This window comes from Mycobacterium sp. E136, assembly GCF_001666865.1.
GTDB lineage: Bacteria > Actinomycetota > Actinomycetes > Mycobacteriales > Mycobacteriaceae > Mycobacterium.
Genome location: NZ_LZJE01000307.1, coordinates 1 through 21,165, shown reverse-complemented (window position 1 = coordinate 21,165; position 21,165 = coordinate 1). Strand labels below are relative to the sequence as shown.

The window sequence follows — 21,165 nt, the reverse complement described above, 5'->3', positions numbered from 1 at the left end:
CCGGTCGTCGCCGCGGCGCACGGGTGGTGCCTGACCCTCGGCATCGAGCTCCTGCTGGCCGCAGACATCCGCATCGCTTCCGAGGACACCCGGTTCGCCCAACTCGAAGTGCAACGTGGCATCTATCCCTTCGGTGGCGCGACGACGCGGCTGCCGCGGGACGCGGGCTGGGGCAACGCGATGCGGTGGCTGTTGACCGGCGACGAATTCGACGCCGCCGAGGCCCTGCGGATCGGCGTCGTGTCCGAGGTGGTCGAGGCGGGTACGCAGCTCGATCGCGCCGTTGAGCTGGCCGAACGGATCGCCGAGCGGTCCGCGCCGCTCGGGGTGCGCGCGACGCTGACGGCCGCCCAGCGTGCGCTCCGGGACGGCGACACCGCCGCCGAGGACCGTTTCGTCGCGGACGTGGCCGCACTGTTTGCGACCAAGGACGGTGCGGAGGGGATGCAGTCGTTCGTCGAGCGCCGGGCGGCGCGCTTCGTCGGGGCGTAAGTGCTCGTTGACGAGGGGAATCACGCCTGTCGGTGGCGGGTTCTACCCTTGTAGATTATGGCTTTCGCTACTGAACATCCGGTGCTCGCGCACTCGGAGTACCGCCCCGTCGATTCGGTCGTGCGCACCGGCGGACGCTTCGAGGTGGTCAGCCCGTACGCACCGGCCGGTGACCAGCCGGCCGCCATCGACGAGCTGGAGCGCCGGATCAAGGCGGGGGAGCACGACGTGGTCCTGCTGGGCGCCACCGGCACGGGTAAGTCGGCGACGACGGCGTGGCTCATCGAGCGGGTGCAGCGGCCGACTCTGGTGATGGAACCCAACAAGACCCTCGCCGCGCAGATGGCCAACGAGTTGCGGGAGATGTTGCCGCACAACGCCGTCGAGTACTTCGTTTCGTACTACGACTACTACCAGCCCGAGGCGTACATCGCCCAGACGGACACCTACATCGAGAAGGACAGCTCGATCAACGACGACGTCGAGCGGCTGCGGCACTCGGCGACCTCGAGCCTGCTGTCGCGCCGGGACGTTGTCGTGGTCGCGTCGGTGTCCTGCATCTACGGTCTGGGCACGCCGCAGTCCTACCTGGACCGAAGCGTCGAGCTCAAGATCGGTGACGAGGTGCCGCGCGACGCCCTGCTGCGCCTGCTCGTCGACGTCCAGTACACCCGTAACGACATGGCGTTCACCCGCGGTTCGTTCCGGGTGCGGGGTGACACCGTCGAGATCATCCCCAGCTACGAGGAGCTGGCGGTCCGCATCGAGTTCTTCGGGGACGAGATCGAGGAGCTGTACTACCTGCACCCGCTGACCGGGGACGTCGTGCGCAAAGTCGACTCGCTGCGGATCTTCCCGGCGACGCACTACGTGGCGGGGCCGGAGCGGATGGCGCACGCGATCTCGACCATCGAGCAGGAGCTCGAGGAGCGGCTGGCCGAGCTGGAGAGCCAGGGCAAGCTGCTGGAGGCGCAGCGGCTGCGGATGCGCACCAATTACGACATCGAGATGATGCGCCAGGTCGGGTTCTGCTCGGGCATCGAGAACTACTCGCGACACATCGACGGCAGGCCCGCCGGGTCCGCACCCGCGACGCTGCTCGACTACTTCCCCGAGGACTTCATGCTCGTCATCGACGAGTCCCACGTGACGGTGCCGCAGATCGGCGGCATGTACGAGGGGGACATGTCGCGCAAGCGCAACCTCGTAGACTTCGGTTTCCGGCTGCCCTCGGCCATCGACAACCGCCCACTCACATGGGAGGAGTTCGCCGATCGGATCGGGCAGACGGTGTACCTGTCGGCGACGCCCGGGCCGTACGAGCTCAGCCAGTCCGGCGGTGAGTTCGTCGAACAGGTCATCCGCCCAACGGGTTTGGTGGATCCGCAGGTGGTGGTGAAGCCGACGAAGGGGCAGATCGACGACCTGATCGGCGAGATTCGCAAACGCACCGAGCGCGACGAACGCGTATTGGTCACCACGCTGACCAAGAAGATGGCCGAGGACCTCACCGACTATCTGCTCGAAATGGGCATACGCGTCCGCTATCTGCACTCCGAGGTGGACACGCTGCGGCGCGTCGAGCTGCTGCGTCAGCTGCGCCTGGGCGATTACGACGTGTTGGTCGGAATCAACCTTCTGCGTGAGGGTCTCGACCTTCCCGAGGTGTCGCTGGTGTCGATCCTCGACGCCGACAAGGAAGGCTTCCTGCGGTCGACTCGCAGCCTGATCCAGACGATCGGGCGCGCGGCGCGCAACGTGTCGGGCGAGGTGCACATGTACGCCGACAACATCACCGAGTCGATGCGTGAGGCCATCGACGAGACCGAGCGCCGCCGCGCCAAGCAGATCGCCTACAACGAGGCCAACGGGATCGATCCGAAACCGTTGCGCAAGAAGATCGCCGACATTCTCGACCAGGTGTACCGGGAGGCCGACGATGTCGAGGTGGGCGGCTCCGGGCGCAATGCGTCGCGGGGACGCCGGGCGCAGGGTGAGCCCGGACGGGCGGTCAGCGCGGGCATCATCGAAGGGCGCGACACCTCGAACATGCCGCGCGCCGAGTTGGCCGACCTCATCAGGGATCTGACCGAGCAGATGATGGCCGCGGCACGCGATCTGCAGTTCGAGCTGGCCGCACGCATCCGCGACGAGATCCACGACCTCAAGAAGGAGCTCCGCGGTATGGACGCCGCGGGCCTGAAGTGATCACCGGCAGGCGCTTGACCTCAAGTGCAGTTCAGCTCCTAGCGTGAGCGGGTGACCGACACCGCGACGACCGCTAGGGGACGCTGGCGCGATCTGCTGGGGCCGAAATACCTCGGCGCCAGCACCGTGCTCGCCGGTGGCGTTGCGCTGTACGCGACCAACGAGTTCCTCACCATCAGCCTGATGCCCAGTGCGGTGGTCGATATCGGCGGTCACCGGTTCTATGCCTGGGTGACGACGGTGTACCTGGTGGCCTCGGTGGTCGCGGCGACGACCGTGCACTCGACGCTGATGCGGCTCGGCCCGCGGATGTCATACCTGTTGGCGCTCGGCGTGTTCGGCGTCGGCAGCGTGGCCTGCGCCCTGGCGCCCACCATGGAGACCCTGCTCGTCGGCCGCACGGTGCAGGGCCTGGCCGGTGGGCTGCTGGCCGGGCTGGGTTACGCGGTGATCAACGCGGCGCTGCCGGAGTGGTTGTGGACCAAGGCCTCGGCGCTGGTGTCGGCGATGTGGGGGGTCGGCACGCTGCTGGGACCCGCCGCGGGCGGGCTGTTCTCTCAATACAGTTCGTGGCGTTGGGCTTTCGGCGCGCTGGCGATCCTGACCGCGATGATCGCTGTGCTGGTGCCCGTGGCCTTGCCCGCGCGCCGCGACACCGGCGTCGATGTCCCGCGCACGTTCATTCCCGTGTGGTCGCTGCTGTTGTTGGGTGTCGCCGCGCTGGCCGTCAGCGCCGCGGGCATCCCGCGGAATGCCTGGCTCACGGTCGTGTTGCTCGGGCTCGGCGGTGTCCTGGTGGGCGTATTCCTGGTGGTCGATCGCCGGCAATCCGCGGCGGTGTTGCCGCCCAGCGTGTTTGGGCCCGGCCCGTTGAAGTGGATCTACCTCACCCTCGCGGTGTTGATGGCGGCCACGATGGCGGACATGTACGTCCCGCTGTTCGGGCAGCGGCTGGCGGGTCTCACCCCCGTCGCCGCGGGGTTCCTTGGTGCGGGTCTGGCGCTCGGCTGGACGGCGGGAGAGATCGGCAGCGCATCGCTGAGCGACACGCGAGTCATCCGGCGTACGGTCGCGGCGGCGCCTGCCGTGATGGCCTTCGGCCTCGCCGTCGCCGCGGTGACCATGCGCGACGGCGCGTCGCCCGCAGTGGTCGCGATCTGGGCCCTTGCGTTGGTTCTGACCGGTGCGGGGGTCGGCATCGCGTGGCCGCATCTGTCGGCATGGGCGATGAGCCGCGTCGACGATCCGGCGGAGGGGCCGACCGCGGCCGCCGCCATCAACACCGTGCAGCTCATCTCCGGTGCGTTCGGCGCGGGCCTCGCCGGGGTGCTGGTGAACATGACCGATGACGGCCAGGCCACGCCGGCGCGGTGGCTGTTGGCGATGTTCGCCGGGCTTGCCGCGGTGGGGCTGGTGGCATCGACGAGGAGCGAGCGGCGGCCCCGCGAGGCGTAGCCTTCCCGTCGTGGATGCATACACCGCAGGCCGACTGTGTCGCAGCGTCGATCCGCTGCACTCGCTGTCCTATTTCCTCCCGGAGTCCGCCGAACGTTTCGGTGCGCTCGGAATGCACGGTATGACACCGTATTTCGCCGTTCGTTCCGCCCCGATGGGTGCGGTGTCCGCGGAGGTCGTCACCGCCACATTCTTCAACTTCAACCCCGAACTCGTCGCGCAGTCGATCCCGCATGCCTGGAGCCTGGCGTCGCCGGAGACGGTGTCCGAGACGCGGTACGCGATGGTCGAGGATGCATTGCCGCGCATCCTCGGCGAGGAGCTGACGCGGTCTCCAGAACTGGCACGGGCCGCCGCGCTCCTGCGGCGGGCGGCCGAAGCCATCCCGAACGGCGACGGGCGGCCGCTGTATGCGGGCCATTCCGGGCTGCCCTGGCCAGAATCGGTGCACGGCCAGATGTGGCATGCGGTCACGCTTCTGCGCGAGTACCGCGGCGACGGACACATCGCCGCGCTGGTTGCCAACGGGCTGAGCGGGCTGGAGGCGCTGGTCAGCCATACGGCCACCGGTATCGGGTTCTCGGTGCCGTTCGCTCAGGCGCTGCGCGGGTGGAGCGAGGATCAGTGGCGGGCCGGGTTGGCGCGGCTGCAGTCGCGCGGACTCATCGATGGCGACGGAGCGCTGACCGACGCGGGCAGGCAGCTACGGGCCCGCGTCGAGGATCTGACCGACGAACTCGGATATGCGCCCTGGTCAGCTTTGACCGACGACGACGGTCATCACATCGCGGTCGTGGCGAAGCGGATCCGCGACGCCGTCTCAGCCGCGAAGCTGTTTCCGTCGGGCGCGTTCGGCCCGCGCTACGGCGAACCGCGTTAGCAATCACGGCGATTGCAACGCTGGGCACGTACCCGCGACCCTGGCACTCTCATTGTCGATGCGGGTGTGGCTGAGCGGATAGGCACCGGCCTGCAAAGCCGTTTACGCGGGTTCGAATCCCGCCATCCGCTCGCATCGTCGCCGGTTCCTTTGCGGGGGACGGCGAGGTCGACACGGTCATCCGCGACAGCAAATTAACGCTTCCCAACCGAGCTGTGCGACAGCGATATTCAGCGCACTGTCGACACGGTTGGACATCCTTTGCTGTCGCCGGCGTGTGCCACGCCGATGCAGGCGGAGTCGTCGACATGAGGGCAGCGAGTATAAAATCGTTCCCGGGTCGGAACCGAAATTGTTGCTGTAGTGAGGGATTGGTCGTGAACGTGAAGAAGATCGGGGTGCAAGCGGGGCTCGTCGGCGCACTGGCGTTCACTGCGCTGGGTGTCGGAGCGGGTGTGGCGAACGCCGAACCGGTGGCGCCCAGCACGCCGAACATGACGTGGAAGCTCGACAAGTGGGATCACTGGGACCACCACTGGGATAAGCCCGGTCGCGGACCGCGCTGGGAGGCGCCGGCGTACTGGGAAGGCCCGCGCTATGGCGGTCCCTGCGTCTGGGTACCGCCGGCTGTTTCGGTCTGGGTGCCGCCCGCCGTCTGCTAGCGAGCGAGGCCGGCGGCGAACCGCAGGTCGGACACCAGGGCGTCGAAGGCTTTCTCTCGCTCCTCGGGTGGGCCGCGCAGCACCGATGACGGATGCACGGTGACCGCCACCTCGGGGGAGATGTCGATCTCGTCGGTCGAGGGCAGCTTGAGCGCCTCGCCGCGGTGTGCCGTCAGTCGAAACTTGCTGCCCAGCAACGACTGTGCGGCCGTCGCGCCCATCAGCACCAGCACCTCGGGTCGGACGGCGTCGAGTTCGGCCAGCAGCCACGGCCGGCACGCGACCACCTCGGTGCGGCCGGGCGTCTTGTGGATGCGCCGCTTGCCGCGCTCGGGCAGGGTGAACTTGAAGTGCTTGACCGCGTTGGTGACATACACGCGGTCGCGGTCTATGCCGGCCTGCACCAGCGCTTTGTCCAGCAGTTTGCCCGCGGGGCCCACGAACGGCGCCCCGGCCTTGTCCTCCTGATCGCCGGGCTGCTCGCCGACCAACATCATCTCTGCGTTGGGCGAGCCGCCGCCGAACACCACCTGCGTCGCGTCCAGGTAGAGATCGCAGCCCTTGCACCCGTGCGCGGCGTCGGCGAGGGCATCGAGATCGTGGGTATCGGGGACGAACTCTTCCGCGGTGTGAGCTGGCCGTGCGGGCATGAGGTTCGGATACCCGCTCGGGGGCCGGTCACGCTCTACCGCGTCGACTTGATCACCTGGGCGAAGCTGAACTGCCAGCGTTCGACGATGCGGAAGCCCATCGCCTGCGGTACCCGATACGCGGGCGCTTGGCGGAGTCGCGGTCCCGGATCCAGCGCGTGTCCGCTCTCATGGTCCGGGACGGTGGGGTCGCGTTGCGACACCGTCCATAGCACGGTGCAGGGCCGCAGCCGGTCGGCCACGCCCCAGATGCCAAGGTGGGCGTCCCACAACCGATTTCGCTGCGCGGCGCGGCGACCGCGTCCGGGATCGACGAGCGAGGCGTACGCCTCGGGACGCGCGGCGGTCAACGGGCGGATCGGGCCCGGCGCCCAGTTGGTGGTGTTGTCGAGAACCAGGCAGTCACCAGGGGCGGCGTGCGCCGTGAGGACGTCGGCCACCTGGCTGAAGTCCATCCCCTCTTTCGCGTAGGGTCCGCGTTGTTCGAGCAGGTAATTCGGGGTCGCCGCCACCGCCACCGCCGTCAGCACCACCACGACGGCCTCCCGCGCTTTGACGGCGGCGGTGATGCCGATCGCCAGCAGCAGTGCCATCGCCGGCGAGGTGTAGGTCAGGTAGCGCGGGTAGTACACCGGCTCCCAACACATCGAATAGAGCAGCAACACGGCCGTCGGGAGCACGATCCACGCGGCGCTGATCGCGACCAGCGACCGGACACCCGCATCCGTCGGCCGGAACCGTCGCATCGCGAGCAGGCTCAGGATCAGTCCCGCCAGTACGAGGAATGAAACGCTGTGGTCGAAGTACTGCTCCCGCACCACCTCGGTGACCGTGTGCCAACCCAGCGGCGAGATCCATCGGACCTGCGCGATCTGCGTCCTGCTGTACGCGAGGAGCGGCGCCACCGCCGAGACGGCCACCGCCGCCGTCACCAACCAGCGCCGGACGGCCGCACGCTGAGTCGCCATCGCCGCGATCGTCGCCGCGTGCACGAGGACCATCAGCACGACGAAGACGTTCAAGAGCGACGAGCCCACCAGCGCCAATCCGTAGCAGCCCCACAACCATCGGGCGTCGCGACGCACCGCGACCACCAATAGCACCGTCAGCCAGACGGCCGCGGCCGCCGTCAGCGCATAGGAGCGCGCTTCGATGCCCGCCCACGTGACCCGGGGGAGGATCGCGAACACGATGCCCGCGCAGACCGCCGTCGTGCGCGAGGCGAAGCGACGGGCCAGCACCACGACACCGCTCGCAGCGAGCCCAATCGCAAGACAGCTCGACAGACGCACGTAGAACTCGGTGACCGGGAACACCGTCAACCACCCGTGCATCAGCAGGTAGTACAGGCCGTGCACCGCGTCGATGTTGTGCAGCAGACCCCACAGCGCAGGTATCGACCGGGTGGAGGCCGAGATCGTGGCGGCCTCGTCGAACCACAGCGACGGCCGAGCCGCGCCCGCCGCCGACACCGCGGTGGCGAACACGGCGGTCAGCACCGCATCGAACCGGCCCGCGCGCAGCGACGCGGCGGGGTCGAAGCGCGCAACGCGCCGCGGTCCCAGCGATAGATCCACGGCTACCCACCCACCCTTCCCGCGAACGGCCAAACGCTAGCGCGCGCAAACTCGGCGCGCGCGGCGAATGGGCGCTATGTAACGCAGACGATGATTCGAGGGTCGTCGAGATCGGTTCGCGCGGGTAGGTGTAGGCGGCGTCACCTGGGATAGTCCAGGGTGACCTTGAGACCGAAGTAGGACGAAATCGCAGGAAACTGCCACTCGAGCGGCTACTGTTCCGGGTGGCAACGGAACTGACACTGGGAGGATATGGATGAGCGCGTATCAGACCGTCTTGGTAGGCACGGACGGGTCCGACTCGTCGCTGCGGGCGGTGGAGAAGGCCGGCCATATCGCCGGAGCCGATGCCAGGCTGATCGTCGCCACGGCGTATTTCCCCCAGAACGAAGACCAGCGAGCGGCCGACGTGCTCAAGGACGAGGGCTACAAGATGTCCGGCAACGCGCCCATCTACGCGATCCTGCGCGAGGCCAAGGAACGCGCCCACCAGGCGGGTGCCCAGAACGTCGAGGAGAAGGCCGTTGTCGGCGCCCCCGTCGATGCGCTGGTCGAACTCGCCGAGGAGGTCAAGGCCGACCTCCTGGTCGTCGGAAACGTCGGCCTCTCCACCATCGCGGGCAGGCTGCTCGGTTCCGTCCCAGCCAACGTCGCACGCCGGTCCAAGACCGACGTGCTGATCGTGCACACCACGCCGTAGCCACCGCCAGGGCCGCCGCGATCGGCCATGCACCCCATCGCTGATAGAGGGTGGTCCGCGCATCCAGCGGGAATTCGACGACGTCGACCCCGCGCTCGGCGGCCGGCAGCCACGCCAACTTGCGTCCCTGCGCGTCGAACGCCGAACTCACCCCAGACAGCGCCGCATGGACTGCGGGACGGCCCACCTCGACCGCGTGAACGGCGGGCATCGCCGCCAATTGCGGCTGGGCCCAACTGCCTTGGTACGACGACGTCGAACTCTGGTAGACGAGCAGCGCGGCGCCCTGTCGCGCCTGTGACCGCGCGAGGTCGGAGAACAAAGTCTCGAAGCTGATCAGTGGTCCGATCGCGACGGTGTCGGTGTGCAGCACGACGGGTCCGTCGCCGCGACGCCGGTCCTCGCCGGCGGCTTCGCTGTTGGAGGTGGCCCAGCCGATCAACGGCCGCAACGGCACATACTCACCGAACGGCACCAGTCGGGTTTTCGCGTACGAGCCGCGCACGCCTCCGGAGTCGATGAGCACCGACGTCTTGTAGATGCCGCCCGACGCCGCCCGGGCGTCGACGTTGACCAGCAGGTCCGCACCGACCCGCCGGGACAGGTCGGACAGGCGCGAGATGACGTCGGGGTGGGTGGCGAGATCCACGCCGACACTGCTCTCGCCCCATACGACCAGGTCCGGCCGTCGACCCACCAGCTCCTTGGTCAACGCTTCGCTCGCCGCTTGGCGCGCGCTCGATTCGTCGATGTCACCCGGCTGTACGAGCGCGACGCGGACCGTGGAGCCCGGCGTGGGTGCCGGCCCCCACCAGAACCACGCGGGCCCGGCGGCCAACAGCGCCAGCGCGAGTGCCGCGGGCACCACGGAGCGCCGCACCAGCGCCGCGACGAGCGCGGTGTTGACCGCGACGACGAGGAAGCTGACGAGCCACACGCCGCCGAGGGAGGCGGTAGCAAGGGTGGCCGGCTGATTCCATTGCGATGCGCCGAGGACAGCCCAGGGCCCGCCGAGGCGGTCCCACGACCGGACCGCCTCCGCGAGCACCCACGTGCTGGGCAGCACCACCACGGCAACCAAGGCCCTGGCAGTGGTGAGTTCGCCGGCGAGCAGGCGGCGTGCCGCCCACCCGAACGGCAGCCACAGCGCACCGAATCCGGCCGCGAGCACGAGCATCAGGGGACCGGCGCTCGGCCACAGCCAGTACTGGGTGACGCCGACGAACACCGCCATCGCCAACCACGCCCGGACCGCGGACTGCCCGGTCGTAGGGGCGGCGCGGCACACGAGCAACAGCGGGACCAGCGCGAACCAGGCCAGCCACCACAGAGCGGGGGCGGGAAACGCGAGCGCGGGGAACGCGCCGGCGACGATCGCCGGCGCGTGACCCCGCAGCGAGATCAGATCAGGTGCTCGACGCCTTGGCGATGCTCGCGATCGCCTGATCGAGCGTGGAGTTGAACTCCTCATCGCTCTGCTGAGCCGTCAGACCCTCGGTCAGCGCGCGCGAGAAGCTCGCGATGACCCCGATGTTGCGCGACAGTTTCTCGTTGGCCTCATCGCGGCTGTAGCCACCGGACAGTGCGACCACCCGCAGCACGTTCGGGTGATCGACCAGCTCCTTGTACAGGTTGTCGGTGTCGGGAAGCGTCAGCTTGAGCATCACCTTCTTGTCGCCGAGCTTGTTGACCCCGTCGAGCAGAGCCGCCTTGAGCTGATCCTCGGCCTCCGCCTTCTTCGGGCTCTTGATGTCGACCTCGGGCTCGATGATCGGCACCAGGCCCTTGGCGAGCACCTGCTCGGCGACCTCGAACTGTTGCGCCACCACGGCGTCCAGTCCGGCGCCGGGCAGCTTGATGACCGAACGCTCCTTGGTGCCGAAGATCCCCTTCTCGACGGCGCGGTCGAGCAGATCGTCGAGGCCGGGCATCGGCTTCATCGTCTGCGCGCCGTCCTTCTCCTCGGCCAGACCCTTGTCGATCTTGAGGAACGGCACGATGTTCTTGACGTTCCACAGGTAATCGGCCGTCGGGCGGCCCTCGATCTTGCGGTCCATCGTCATCTCGAAGAGGATCGCGCCCATGATGCGGTCGCCGTCGAAGGCCGGGCTGGTGATGATCCGGGTGCGCATCTCGTGCACCAGGTCGAACATCTGGTCGTCGCCGGAGTAGGCGTCCTCGGATATCCCGTAGAGCTTCAGCGCCTTGGGGGTGCTGCCGCCGCTCTGGTCCAGCGCCGCGATGAACCCGGCGCCGCTCTGCGCCTTCTTCAACTGATCGGTGTTCATGTCTGCCCTTTCTTCCTCACCAGGCAATCTAGCGAAGTTCACATCGCCGATCGTCAGATGGCCGCCCAACTTCCGGTGCAGGCCTTGTCCGGGTGGGACAATGCGCTCGACGGGGAGGCCAATTATGACTGCAACAGTGGCCAGGTCAGGAATCGCACCGCGCGAGAACGGTGTCCCGCCCCCGGTCGTACCTCTCGCCGACGTCAACCTCGGCTCCCTCGAGTTCTGGGAGCGCGACGACGACGTACGCGACGGCGCGTTCGCGACACTGCGTCGCGAAGCGCCGATCGCCTTCTTCGACGCGCCGGAGTTCCCGGGTTTCACCGCGGGGTCCGGTCATTGGGCGTTGACGACGCTCGATGACATCCACCACGCCAGCAGGCACCCCGAGATCTTCAGCTCCGTACCGACCAGCACGGCGCTCACTGACGTGCCCGCCGAGGTCGCTGAGTACGTGGGTTCGATGATCAGCCTCGACGACCCGCGCCACCTCCGGCTTCGCAAGATCGTCAACCGCTCCTTCACGCCCAAGGTGGTGGCGCGCATCGAGGACAGCGTGCGTGAGCGGGCGCGGCGGATCGTGACCAAGCTGATCGCCGACCATCCGGACGGGCATGCCGATTTCGTCGCCGAGGTGTCGAGGCTGCTGCCGCTGCAGATCATCTGCGACATGATGGGCATCCCGGATCAAGACGAGGCGCGCATCTTCTACCTGACGTCGGTCACTTTGGGCGCCGGCGACGACGAGGTGGTGGCCGGCGGATTCGAGGAGATCGTCAGCGCGGTGACGGAACTGGGCCAGTACGGCGTGCAGCTGGCCGAGGAGCGGCGCGCCAACCCTACAGAGGACCTCACCACGAATCTGGTACAGGCGGAGGTCGACGGCGAACGTCTGACATCCGACGAGATCGCATCCTTCTTCATCCTGCTGTCGGCGGCGGGCAACGAGACGACACGCAATGCGATCAGTCACGGTCTCGTGGCACTGACCCGGTATCCCGAGCAGAGAGCCAGATGGTGGGCCGACTTCGACGGTCTGGCCGCCACCGCGGTCGAGGAGATCGTCCGGTGGGCCTCGCCCGTAATCTTCATGCGGCGCAACCTGACTCAGGACGTCGAGATGCGCGGCATCACGATGCACGCCGGTGACAAGATTTCGATGTGGTACAACTCGGGCAACCGCGACGAGACCAAGTTCGACAATCCGTGGCTGTTCGATGTGTCCCGGGATCCCAACCCGCACATCGGATATGGGGCGGGAGGCGCGCACTTCTGTCTGGGCGCCAACCTGGCGCGCCGCGAGATTCGGGTGCTGTTCGAAGAGCTCCACCGCCGGCTTCCAGACATCGTCGCCGCAGAGGAACCGGCCGTCCAGCATTCGGCTTTCGTGCACGGCATCAAACGGCTGCCCGTCGCCTGGACGGTGCCGGCGTAATCAGGGCAGAGCCGCGGCCCACTTCTGATGACCCTCGTACCCGAGGTCGTCGGCCATCTCCCGATAACGTTGGCCGAGTTGGCGATACGCGGTCTCCTCGCCGCAGGCCCGGGCCAGCAGTGTTTTCAAGCGCAGGACCCAGACGTCGCGGATGGCCGATCCTTCGAGCGGCGCGCGCTCCAACTCGGCGACGGCAGCCGCGGCTTCCACGGCGTCTCCATCGGCTCCGCGCTTGAGCAATGTGTCCACGAGAAAACCGACCACCGGAATCCAGTACGTGTATTGCCGCCGGGACAGCATCGTCTGGGCGGTTTCTCGGATGAGAGGGAGCGCCGCGTCGAAGTCACCACGGTTGGCCCGGTCAAGCCCAAGCAGGGCGTCCATGAACGTGACCTCGACCAACATCGTCCGGTTGCTGGTCCACGCCTCCCTGACCTCAGAAACCATCTGAAGTCCGCGGTCCCAGTCGTCCACGGCGTCCTGATACAACAGTTGTCCACCGAGTACATACCTCGCGATCTCTCCGGCGTAGCCGTAGGAGAACGCCTCCGCGGTTCTCAATGTCGCTTCGGCCTTCGCGACCGCCGATCCGTCGCACGCGACCGCACCGAAGGCCACACCGAGCCCCAGGTTCCACGAGGTCGTGAGCGCGATGGTGAGCGGTTCGTTGCTTTCCTCCGCCAAGGCGAAGGCGGCATCGACGTCATCCCGCCATCCTCGAAGGCCGAACCACCACCCGGCCAACCCCCGCAACGCCGTGGCGAGCGCGAGCGGCGAGCCCACCACGAGGCTGCCCTTGGTGAGGTCGCCGGCGGCCCACTCGATGGTGTTCTCCGCCCACCGCAATCCGTCTGCCAAGTCACCGTTTTGGATCTTGATCCCGATGGCGCCGAAGGCGGCCTGCGCCGTCAGGCCGGGATCGCCGATCGATTCGAGGAGCGCCATCTGTTCGGTGGCCATCCGCGACGACTCCCGTGTCTCGCCTCGGAAGTGAAAGTCCGACATCGGTCCCATCATGGCGAACGCCAACGAGGCCTTGTCTCCCGTCAAGTCGCAGAGCTGGCGCAGTTCCTCGAAGCGTGCGCCGCACTCGCGGGCCACCCTCCAGCCGGTCGCGCAGAGGAAGGTGCGCGGCGTGATGCGCATCGTATTGCGTTCCGGATCGTCCTCGGGCAGAGCGTCGGCGACCCGGCACGCGCGCTCCCAACTGACTAACGCGGCCGAGACGTCGCGATTGTTCGACCACCCGCCCGCGCGCATATGCCAGCCGAATGCGGCGTGCAGATCGCCTGCGGCCTCGGCATGTTCGGCGATCAGGGCCGCGTTCTCGTCGAGATTGTCTGCGCTTCGTCGTTCGATCGCGGCGGCCACCCGGCGGTGCAATTCGGCCCTGTCGGACTTGAGCTGCGCCTCGTAAGCGACCGCGCGAATGAGGGGATGGTGAAACACGAATTCGGGTTCGTCGGTGAACGTGACCTGGTCGATGAGCTGAGCCGTCAGCAGTTCGGCCGGGCGCGGTTCGATGTCGAGCGCCCTCAACAGCTCTGTGCCGAAACGTGATCCGACGACCGACGCCGCACTGAGGGTGCGTTTCGCGGCGGGATCGAGTCGGTCGATGCGGGCCGCGATCGTCGCTTGCAGCGTGGCGGGCACGCTGACATCGGCGGCTTCCGCCGTCGACGCATACGACCCTCGGCGCCCCTGCAGAACGCCGCGTTCCACGAAGTCGCGAATGATCTCCTCGGCGAAAAACGGTGTACCCACCGCCTTTTGGACGACCGTCTGCGTGAGCTGACGCACGGACGGGTCCGGTCCGAGCAGGGCGGAGACCAGGTCGGCGGTCTCTGCGTCGTTCAATGGGCCGAGCGCGATGGTCTGTGTCCCCGGCACCTGGGTCAGCGATCCGCGATATTCGGGTCGGTACGTGATCACCGTCAGCAGCGGTGTCTGGGGGATGACGGTGAGGAACGCGGCGAGCATGGACTCGCTGGACTCGTCGATCCAGTGGGCGTCTTCGATGATGTAGAGCGCAGGCGCCGGTGTGGCCAGGGTGGCCGAATTCACCAGCGCAATCAGGCGTTGCCGACGGCTGTCAGCGTCGATCCGCGGCGGTTCGGCGGAGGGATCGGCGATGCCCAGCATGTCCTCGAGGAGCGCTACGTCGTCGCGGCCGGCGTCGGGGAAGGTCCCCAGTTCGATCAGGGCACGGGCGGACGCCGCATCTACGTTCTCGACGCCGGTCGCCGCCCGCAGCAGCCGGGCCACCACGTGGAACGGCACCTGGGTGGTGTGTGACTCGCATGCCGTGGTGTACACCGGCACTCCTCGGCCGACCGCGGTCGCCGCGAGCTCGCGTGTCAGCCTGCTCTTGCCGATACCGGGTGGTCCGGATATGCCGACCACGGCGCCCTGACCGGCGATCGCCCTGTCCAGCAAGCCTTCGAGCGCCGACTTCTCCCACCGCCGCCCGACCAGTGCCGCCTCGGATCGCAGCGTGACCTGCTCGCGGCCGATGCTCAGCAACCGACGGGCGGGTACGGGTTCGCCGCCGCCCTTGACGTGCACCGACTCCGGCGCAGCGAGCGTGGCCACCGACTCCACCAGCCGCGCCGTCGACGCGCTGAGCATCACCCCGCCCGGCGGGGCTGTCGACTCCATCCGTTGAGCCAGCCCGACATGTTCCCCGACCGCGGTGTAACCCAAAGCGCCGGAACCTATTTCACCGGCGATCACCTGCCCGGAGTTGAGTCCGATGCGCAGTTGTAGGTCGACGCCGTCGCGCTTGGCGATGTCGGCGGCGACGGCGTGCATCTCGGCCTGAATGCCCAGCGCGGCCAGGCACGCGCGCACCGCGTGGTCCTCGAGCGCGAGCGGCGCGCCGAAGACCGCCATGATGCCGTCGCCGGTGAACTTGTCCACCGTGCCGCCGTATCGTGCGACGACTGCGCCGGCCACGTCCACGAGGTCGGCCATGATCTCGCGCAGCCGCTCGGGGCCGACGGCTCTGGCGATGTCCATCGAGTGCACGACGTCGGAGAACAGCACCGTCACCTGCTTGTACTCGGCCGACCCAGCGGCACGGGTCAGCGGTGTTCCGCACTCGCTGCAGAACTTGGCCCGCGTCCCCACTTCGGTGCCGCACGACCCGCACCGCACGCCGTCCACACCATCAGTGTCACCGCAATATGCGGTCGAATTGCCTGATCGGGTGAATTCCGTGCAGGTCGCGGTACGACGGCGGCTCGCGGCCGCCGGCGTCCTTGATCCCGTAGTCGGCCGCCAGCTCCGCCCCGATGAAGGTCTGGCCGCTCTTGTCCATCAGCCGGGGGTCGTTGAACAGGGCCCAGATCACGTGGCCGGTGAATTCCGGTGTCTCCGTGTTGTCGAGCAGGTGGGCGAGCTTGTCGGGCGCGGCCGCGACCAGCTGCTTGAAGCGTTCGGTCAGCAGGACGCCCATCCAGATCGACGCCGTCGCGATGCCGAAGTCCCTGAACTCGACGGCCATGTCGGCGGCCATCTTGTCGGTTCCCGCCTTGTGCACGCCGTAAGCCGGGCCGAACACGTAGTGGGCCGATCCGGGCGCGGAGGTGAAAGCCACCAATCCGCGGCGCTGCGGCAGCATCAGCGGGGCCGCGTAGACGGTCGCGACGTAGCTGCTGCGCAGGCCCACGTCGAGGGTGTCGATGACGTTGACGGGTTCGTCCCAGAACCGGGTGCGGCCCATCATCTCCTCGCGGAGGGTCACCGCGTTGTTCACCAGGATGTCCATCCGGCCGTGTTCCCGCCCGACCCGTTCGAACAGCGCTTTGGTCTGCTCGTCGTCGGCATGGTCGACGCGGACGGCGATTCCGGTGCCCCCGGCCGCCGTCACCTGCTCGGCGGTCTCGTGGATCGACTCGGACCGCGCCGTCACATACACCGTGCAGCCGTGGCTGCCCAGCGCGTGAGCGATCCCGCGCCCGGCACCGCGACTGGCGCCGGTGACGACCGCGATCGGCGCCTCTACCAACCGCGTTCTTTCCACTCGGCCAGGTGCGGGCGTTCCGTGCCGAGCGTGGTGTCGTCGCCGTGGCCCGGGTAGATGACCGTCGAATCGCCGTAGACGTCGAAGACACGGCGGGTCACGTCGCCAAGCAACTGGTCGAAGGCACCGTCCTCCCACGTCTTGCCGACACCGCCGGGAAACAGGCAGTCGCCGGTGAACAGGTGGGTCGCCTCGTCGGCGCCGTCGAGCGCGAGCGCCACCGAACCGGGGGTGTGGCCCTGCAGATGGATGACGTCGAAGGACAGGTCGCCGATCTCGACCGTGTCGCCGTGGGCGAGGATCCGGTCGGGGCGGACTGGAAGCGGTTCGGCATCGAGCTGGTGCGCCGCCGTGGGGGCGCCGGTGACCTTGGCCACTTCCTCCAGCGCCTGCCAGTGGTCGAAGTGCTGGTGGCTGGTGACGATCAGCGACAGTTTCGGCGCGTGTTGCTCGATCACCTCGAGCAGGACCGGCGCATCGTTCGCGGCGTCGATCAGCAGTGTCTCCCCGGTTCGGGAACACGTGATCAGGTACGCGTTGTTATCCATCGGGCCGACCGAGACCTTGACGATCGAAGCGCCGGGAAGGGTGCGCCGGGCGCCGGTCCCTGGTTCGACGTGGCCGGTGTAGTTGTCGTCGACGACGCTCATGTCCTCACGGTATCCGGCTTGTCTGGGGCTTGTCGGTGGGTCCACATAGAGTGGCTTTGAACTATCTCTTCGGGAGGGAACCGGGTGGCTGACCGCCTTGTCGTCAAGGGTGCGCGCGAGCACAACCTGCGAAGCGTCGATCTTGATTTACCACGCGACGCGCTGATCGTCTTCACGGGGCTGTCGGGTTCGGGGAAGTCGTCGCTGGCATTCGACACGATCTTCGCCGAGGGCCAGCGGCGCTACGTCGAGTCGTTGTCGGCCTATGCGCGCCAGTTCCTCGGCCAGATGGACAAACCCGACGTCGACTTCATCGAGGGCCTGTCGCCCGCGGTGTCCATCGACCAGAAGTCGACCAACCGCAACCCCCGGTCGACCGTCGGCACCATCACCGAGGTCTACGACTACCTGCGTCTGCTGTACGCCCGCGCAGGTACGCCCCACTGCCCGATCTGCGGTGAGCGCATCGCCCGCCAGACCCCTCAGCAGATCGTCGATCAGGTGCTCGCGATGGACGAGGGGCTGCGGTTCCAGGTGCTCGCGCCGGTTGTCCGCACCCGCAAGGGCGAGTTTGTCGACCTGTTCGACAAGCTGAACACCCAGGGCTACAGCCGCGTGCGAGTGGACGGCGTGGTGTATCCGCTCACCGATCCGCCGAAGCTCAAGAAGCAGGAGAAACACGACATCGAGGTGGTCGTCGACCGCCTGACGGTCAAGGCCGGCGCCAAGCAGCGGTTGACCGACTCGGTGGAGACGGCGCTCAACCTGGCCGACGGAATCGTCGTGCTGGAGTTCGTCGACCGCGAGGACGACCACCCCCACCGTGAACAGCGGTTCTCCGAGAAGCTGGCCTGCCCCAACGGCCACCCGCTGGCCGTCGACGACCTCGAACCGCGCTCGTTCTCGTTCAACTCGCCCTACGGGGCGTGCCCGGAGTGCACCGGGCTCGGCATCCGCAAGGAGGTCGATCCCGAGCTGGTCGTGCCCGACCCGGACCTGACCCTGGCCGAGGGTGCGATCGCACCGTGGTCGATGGGGCAGACGGCGGAGTACTTCACCCGGATGCTGGCCGGTCTCGGCGACGCGCTCGGCTTCGACGTGAACACGCCGTGGAAGAAGCTGCCTGCCAAGGCGCGCAAGGCGATCCTCGAGGGCTGCGACGAACAGGTGCACGTGCGGTACAAGAACCGTTACGGCCGAACACGTTCGTACTACGCCGATTTCGAGGGCGTGATGGCGTTCCTGCAGCGTCGGATGGAGCAGACCGACTCCGAGCAGATGAAGGAGCGCTACGAAGGCTTCATGCGCGATGTGCCGTGTCCGGAATGTGAGGGCACACGGCTCAAACCCGAGATCCTCGCGGTGTCGCTGACGGCGGGGCAGTTCGGCGCGAAGTCCATCGCCGAGGTCGCCGAGCTGTCGATCGCGGATTGCTCGGAGTTCCTCAACGCGTTGACGCTGGGCGCACGCGAGCAGGCGATCGCGGGGCAGGTGCTCAAGGAGATCCAGTCACGGCTGGGGTTCCTGCTCGACGTCGGTCTGGACTACCTGTCGCTGTCGCGGGCCGCCGCGACCCTGTCCGGCGGTGAGGCGCAACGCATCCGGCTAGCCACCCAGATCGGGTCAGGCCTCGTCGGGGTGCTCTACGTCCTCGACGAACCGTCGATCGGCCTGCACCAGCGCGACAACCGCCGGCTGATCGACACCCTCGTCCGGCTGCGCGACCTGGGCAACACGCTGATCGTCGTCGAGCACGACCTCGACACCATCGCCCATGCCGACTGGGTGGTCGACATCGGTCCGGCGGCCGGCGAGCACGGCGGTCAGATCGTGCACAGCGGTCCGTACGAGGAGCTGCTGAAGAACCCGGAATCGCTTACCGGAGCGTATCTTTCGGGTAAGGAAGAGATCGAGGTGCCCGCCATCCGGCGGCCGGTCGACAGGAAGAGGCAGCTGACGGTCGTCGGTGCCCGCGAGCACAACCTGCGCGAGATCGACGTGTCGTTCCCCCTCGGCGTGCTGACCTCGGTGACCGGGGTGTCGGGGTCGGGTAAGTCGACGTTGGTCAACGACATCCTGGCGTCCGTTCTGGCGAACAAGCTCAACGGCGCGCGGCAGGTGCCCGGTCGGCACACGCGGGTGACAGGCCTGGACAAGCTCGACAAGCTGGTGCGCGTCGACCAGTCGCCGATCGGCCGCACACCGCGCTCGAACCCGGCTACGTACACCGGCGTCTTCGACAAGATCCGCACGCTGTTCGCGGCCACCACCGAGGCGAAAGTGCGCGGCTATCAACCGGGCCGGTTCTCGTTCAACGTCAAGGGCGGCCGCTGCGAGGCGTGCTCCGGCGACGGCACTATCAAGATCGAGATGAACTTCCTGCCCGACGTGTACGTACCGTGCGAGGTGTGCCAGGGCGCCCGGTACAACCGCGAAACCCTCGAGGTGCACTACAAGGGCAAGACCATCGCCGAGGTCCTCGACATGTCGATCGAGGAGGCGTCCGAGTTCTTCGCGCCGATCACCTCGATCCATCGGTACCTCAAGACGCTCGTCGACGTCGGCCTGGGTTACGTACGGCTCGGTCAGCCGGCGCCGACGCTGTCCGGCGGTGAAGCGCAGCGCGTCAAGCTGGCCTCCGAACTGCAGAAGCGGTCGACCGGGCGCACGGTGTACATCCTCGACGAGCCGACCACCGGCCTGCATTTCGAGGACATCCGCAAGCTGCTCAAGGTGATCAACGGCCTTGTCGACAAGGGCAATACGGTGATCGTCATCGAGCACAATCTCGACGTGATCAAGACGTCGGACTGGATCATCGACATGGGGCCCGAGGGCGGGGCCGGCGGCGGCACGCTCGTCGCATCGGGAACGCCCGAGGACGTCGCGGCCAATCCGGACAGCTACACCGGTCACTTCCTCGCCGAGTGCCTTGGTGTCGACCGGCCGAAACCCAAGGCGCGCAACGGCAAACGCAGGAAGGTCAGCGCTTAGACAGGGGCGACGGGAACCGCGGGCTGATCCGCACGCCGTCGAGCCATTCGGTCAATTCGTCGGCGCGCTTCTGCAATCGGGCACGCGCCGAACGGCCCACGTCCTCGAGCAGCCGCAGCTCGACCCGTCCAGCGTCGTCCTGACCCCACGCGCCGACGATCCTGCCGTCGCACCACGCGGTGGGCCCGCCGTTGCCGTTCCTGTCGAAAACCTGCTCACGATGCGGCCCGAGGTACCAGTCGCGGTCGAACCAGCCCATCGTCGTGACGTCCAGCCCGGGCAGCAACGCGCACCACGGCCCCGGCGCGGGTTCTCCGTCGAGATCGTCGGCCAGCGCGAATCCCGGTGTGCCGTCGAGGTCGACCTCGACGGCGCCGATGTCCTTTAACGCCTGGCGCGCCCAGGTCAACGTGTTGCCGAACCACCACTTGACGTCGGTCACGGTGGCCGGGCCGAAGCCGGCCAGCCACCGCCGCACGAGCGCCGCACGCGCCGTGTCGGGGTCGACGGCGTCGGCGGATCCGATCCAATCGCTGCTCGCAACCCAGCGCGGTCGCGACGTCGTCCACTTTCCGTCGTTGGGTCCCCGCACGATGTCGCCGCGTACCGACAACACCGTCAGGATCCGTGGCGCCAGCGGCGTTTCGCCACCCCACCGCTTACCGGGCGCCGGATCCCAGGTGCCCGCCAACTCGGGCAGGGCCGCCCGCAGGTCTTTCGCGCTTGTCGGCCCGTGCTCGGTCAGGTACCGCAGGACCGCCGCACCGGCCGCCTCGAGCCAGGCCTCGCCGTCGGCGCAGAGCCCCGCCTTCTGCGCATCGGCGATGAGCCGGCGACGTTCGTTGTCGGCGACGCGGTCGCTGGCCGCGGACTGAATCAACGGCAGGTCGCCGACGCGCACCGTCCACAGCGTTCTGCGCATCGCCAGGTGTTTGACCAGGGTCCGCCGCTCGTAGAGGCCTGCGTCGAGATCGGCCGCGGCGAACACTGGGAGCCGTGCCCACAGCGACAGGTACGGGGTGGCCGGATCGGTGGCGTGCAGTCCGAGCACGCCATCGACCACGGCGCCGACGGAGTTGGCGGGCGCAGACAGGAAGTGGCGATGGGCCAGCCGTGCCCGCCGCTCGTCGACCGTGAACCCGCGCATCGA

The 21,165-nt window shown here is 67.9% G+C and carries 15 protein-coding genes, 1 tRNA gene and 1 pseudogene; 9 read left to right on the top strand and 8 right to left on the bottom strand.

The features are described from left to right. The 6 genes from A5698_RS19805 to A5698_RS19780 all read left to right on the top strand — a co-directional run. Positions 1–492 (top strand): enoyl-CoA hydratase-related protein (locus tag A5698_RS19805; RefSeq protein ID WP_197506839.1); only part of this gene is annotated, 492 nt, incomplete at its 5' end. 57 nt (positions 493–549) lie between these two features. Further along, a complete protein-coding gene (uvrB, locus tag A5698_RS19800) occupies positions 550–2,700 on the top strand; it encodes an excinuclease ABC subunit UvrB (RefSeq protein ID WP_068300293.1) in 2,151 nt (716 codons plus the stop codon). A gap of 51 nt (positions 2,701–2,751) precedes the next feature. After that, positions 2,752–4,155: an MFS transporter gene (locus tag A5698_RS19795; RefSeq protein WP_068300291.1), complete on the top strand. Its 1,404-nt coding sequence runs from the start codon at positions 2,752–2,754 to the stop codon at positions 4,153–4,155. 10 nt (positions 4,156–4,165) lie between these two features. Then, complete coding sequence (locus A5698_RS19790) at positions 4,166–5,035, top strand: SCO6745 family protein (RefSeq protein ID WP_068300286.1); 870 nt, start codon at positions 4,166–4,168, stop codon at positions 5,033–5,035. A 60-nt stretch (positions 5,036–5,095) separates the two neighbouring features. Further along, positions 5,096–5,166, top strand: a tRNA-Cys gene (locus A5698_RS19785). Between the two features lie 246 nt (positions 5,167–5,412). Next, positions 5,413–5,697: a hypothetical protein gene (locus tag A5698_RS19780; protein WP_068300284.1), complete on the top strand. Its 285-nt coding sequence runs from the start codon at positions 5,413–5,415 to the stop codon at positions 5,695–5,697. On the opposite strand, the gene A5698_RS19775 is transcribed toward A5698_RS19780, so the two are convergent. After that, a complete protein-coding gene (locus A5698_RS19775; protein WP_068300282.1) occupies positions 5,694–6,347 on the bottom strand; it encodes a UdgX family uracil-DNA binding protein in 654 nt (217 codons plus the stop codon). The two genes, A5698_RS19780 and A5698_RS19775, sit on opposite strands and share 4 nt — an antisense overlap. 35 nt (positions 6,348–6,382) lie before the next feature. Further along, positions 6,383–7,924 (bottom strand): glycosyltransferase family 39 protein, encoded by a 1,542-nt coding sequence (locus A5698_RS19770; protein ID WP_231967469.1) that lies wholly within the window; start codon positions 7,922–7,924, stop codon positions 6,383–6,385. A 256-nt stretch (positions 7,925–8,180) separates the two neighbouring features. Between A5698_RS19770 and A5698_RS29560 the strand changes: the two genes are divergently transcribed. Next, on the top strand, positions 8,181–8,624 hold the full coding sequence (locus tag A5698_RS29560; RefSeq protein WP_067085481.1) for a universal stress protein: 444 nt from the start codon (positions 8,181–8,183) through the stop codon (positions 8,622–8,624). Here A5698_RS29560 and lnt read toward each other — a convergent pair. Together lnt and A5698_RS19755 are read right to left on the bottom strand one after the other, a co-directional pair. After that, a pseudogene (gene lnt, locus A5698_RS19760) lies at positions 8,590–10,095 on the bottom strand (apolipoprotein N-acyltransferase); the annotation flags it as partial. The gene A5698_RS29560 and the pseudogene lnt overlap by 35 nt on opposite strands. After that, positions 10,031–10,912 (bottom strand): fructose bisphosphate aldolase, encoded by an 882-nt coding sequence (locus A5698_RS19755; RefSeq protein WP_068300279.1) that lies wholly within the window; start codon positions 10,910–10,912, stop codon positions 10,031–10,033. The pseudogene lnt and the gene A5698_RS19755, both read right to left, overlap by 65 nt. 124 nt (positions 10,913–11,036) lie before the next feature. On the opposite strand from A5698_RS19755, the gene A5698_RS19750 reads away from it, so the two are divergent. Beyond that, positions 11,037–12,347, top strand: coding sequence for a cytochrome P450 (locus tag A5698_RS19750; protein WP_068300277.1), 1,311 nt, complete (start codon positions 11,037–11,039; stop codon positions 12,345–12,347). Here A5698_RS19750 and A5698_RS19745 read toward each other — a convergent pair whose 3' ends face one another. The 3 genes from A5698_RS19745 to A5698_RS19735 are packed head-to-tail and all read right to left on the bottom strand — an operon-like array spanning position 12,348 to position 17,021. Then, positions 12,348–15,512, bottom strand: coding sequence for an AAA family ATPase (locus A5698_RS19745; protein ID WP_068300275.1), 3,165 nt, complete (start codon positions 15,510–15,512; stop codon positions 12,348–12,350). 10 nt (positions 15,513–15,522) lie between these two features. After that, on the bottom strand, positions 15,523–16,356 hold the full coding sequence (locus tag A5698_RS19740; protein WP_156670828.1) for an SDR family NAD(P)-dependent oxidoreductase: 834 nt from the start codon (positions 16,354–16,356) through the stop codon (positions 15,523–15,525). Then, positions 16,350–17,021, bottom strand: coding sequence for an MBL fold metallo-hydrolase (locus A5698_RS19735; protein WP_068300274.1), 672 nt, complete (start codon positions 17,019–17,021; stop codon positions 16,350–16,352). The genes A5698_RS19740 and A5698_RS19735 overlap by 7 nt, the downstream gene beginning before the upstream one ends. Positions 17,022–17,105: 84 nt before the next feature. On the opposite strand from A5698_RS19735, the gene uvrA reads away from it, so the two are divergent. After that, positions 17,106–20,015: an excinuclease ABC subunit UvrA gene (gene uvrA, locus A5698_RS19730; RefSeq protein ID WP_067085488.1), complete on the top strand. Its 2,910-nt coding sequence runs from the start codon at positions 17,106–17,108 to the stop codon at positions 20,013–20,015. Here uvrA and A5698_RS19725 read toward each other — a convergent pair. After that, entirely contained in the window at positions 20,005–21,162 is a 1,158-nt protein-coding gene (locus A5698_RS19725; RefSeq protein ID WP_068300295.1) for a winged helix DNA-binding domain-containing protein, read from the bottom strand. The genes uvrA and A5698_RS19725 overlap by 11 nt on opposite strands. Between the last annotated feature and the right edge of the window lie 3 nt (positions 21,163–21,165).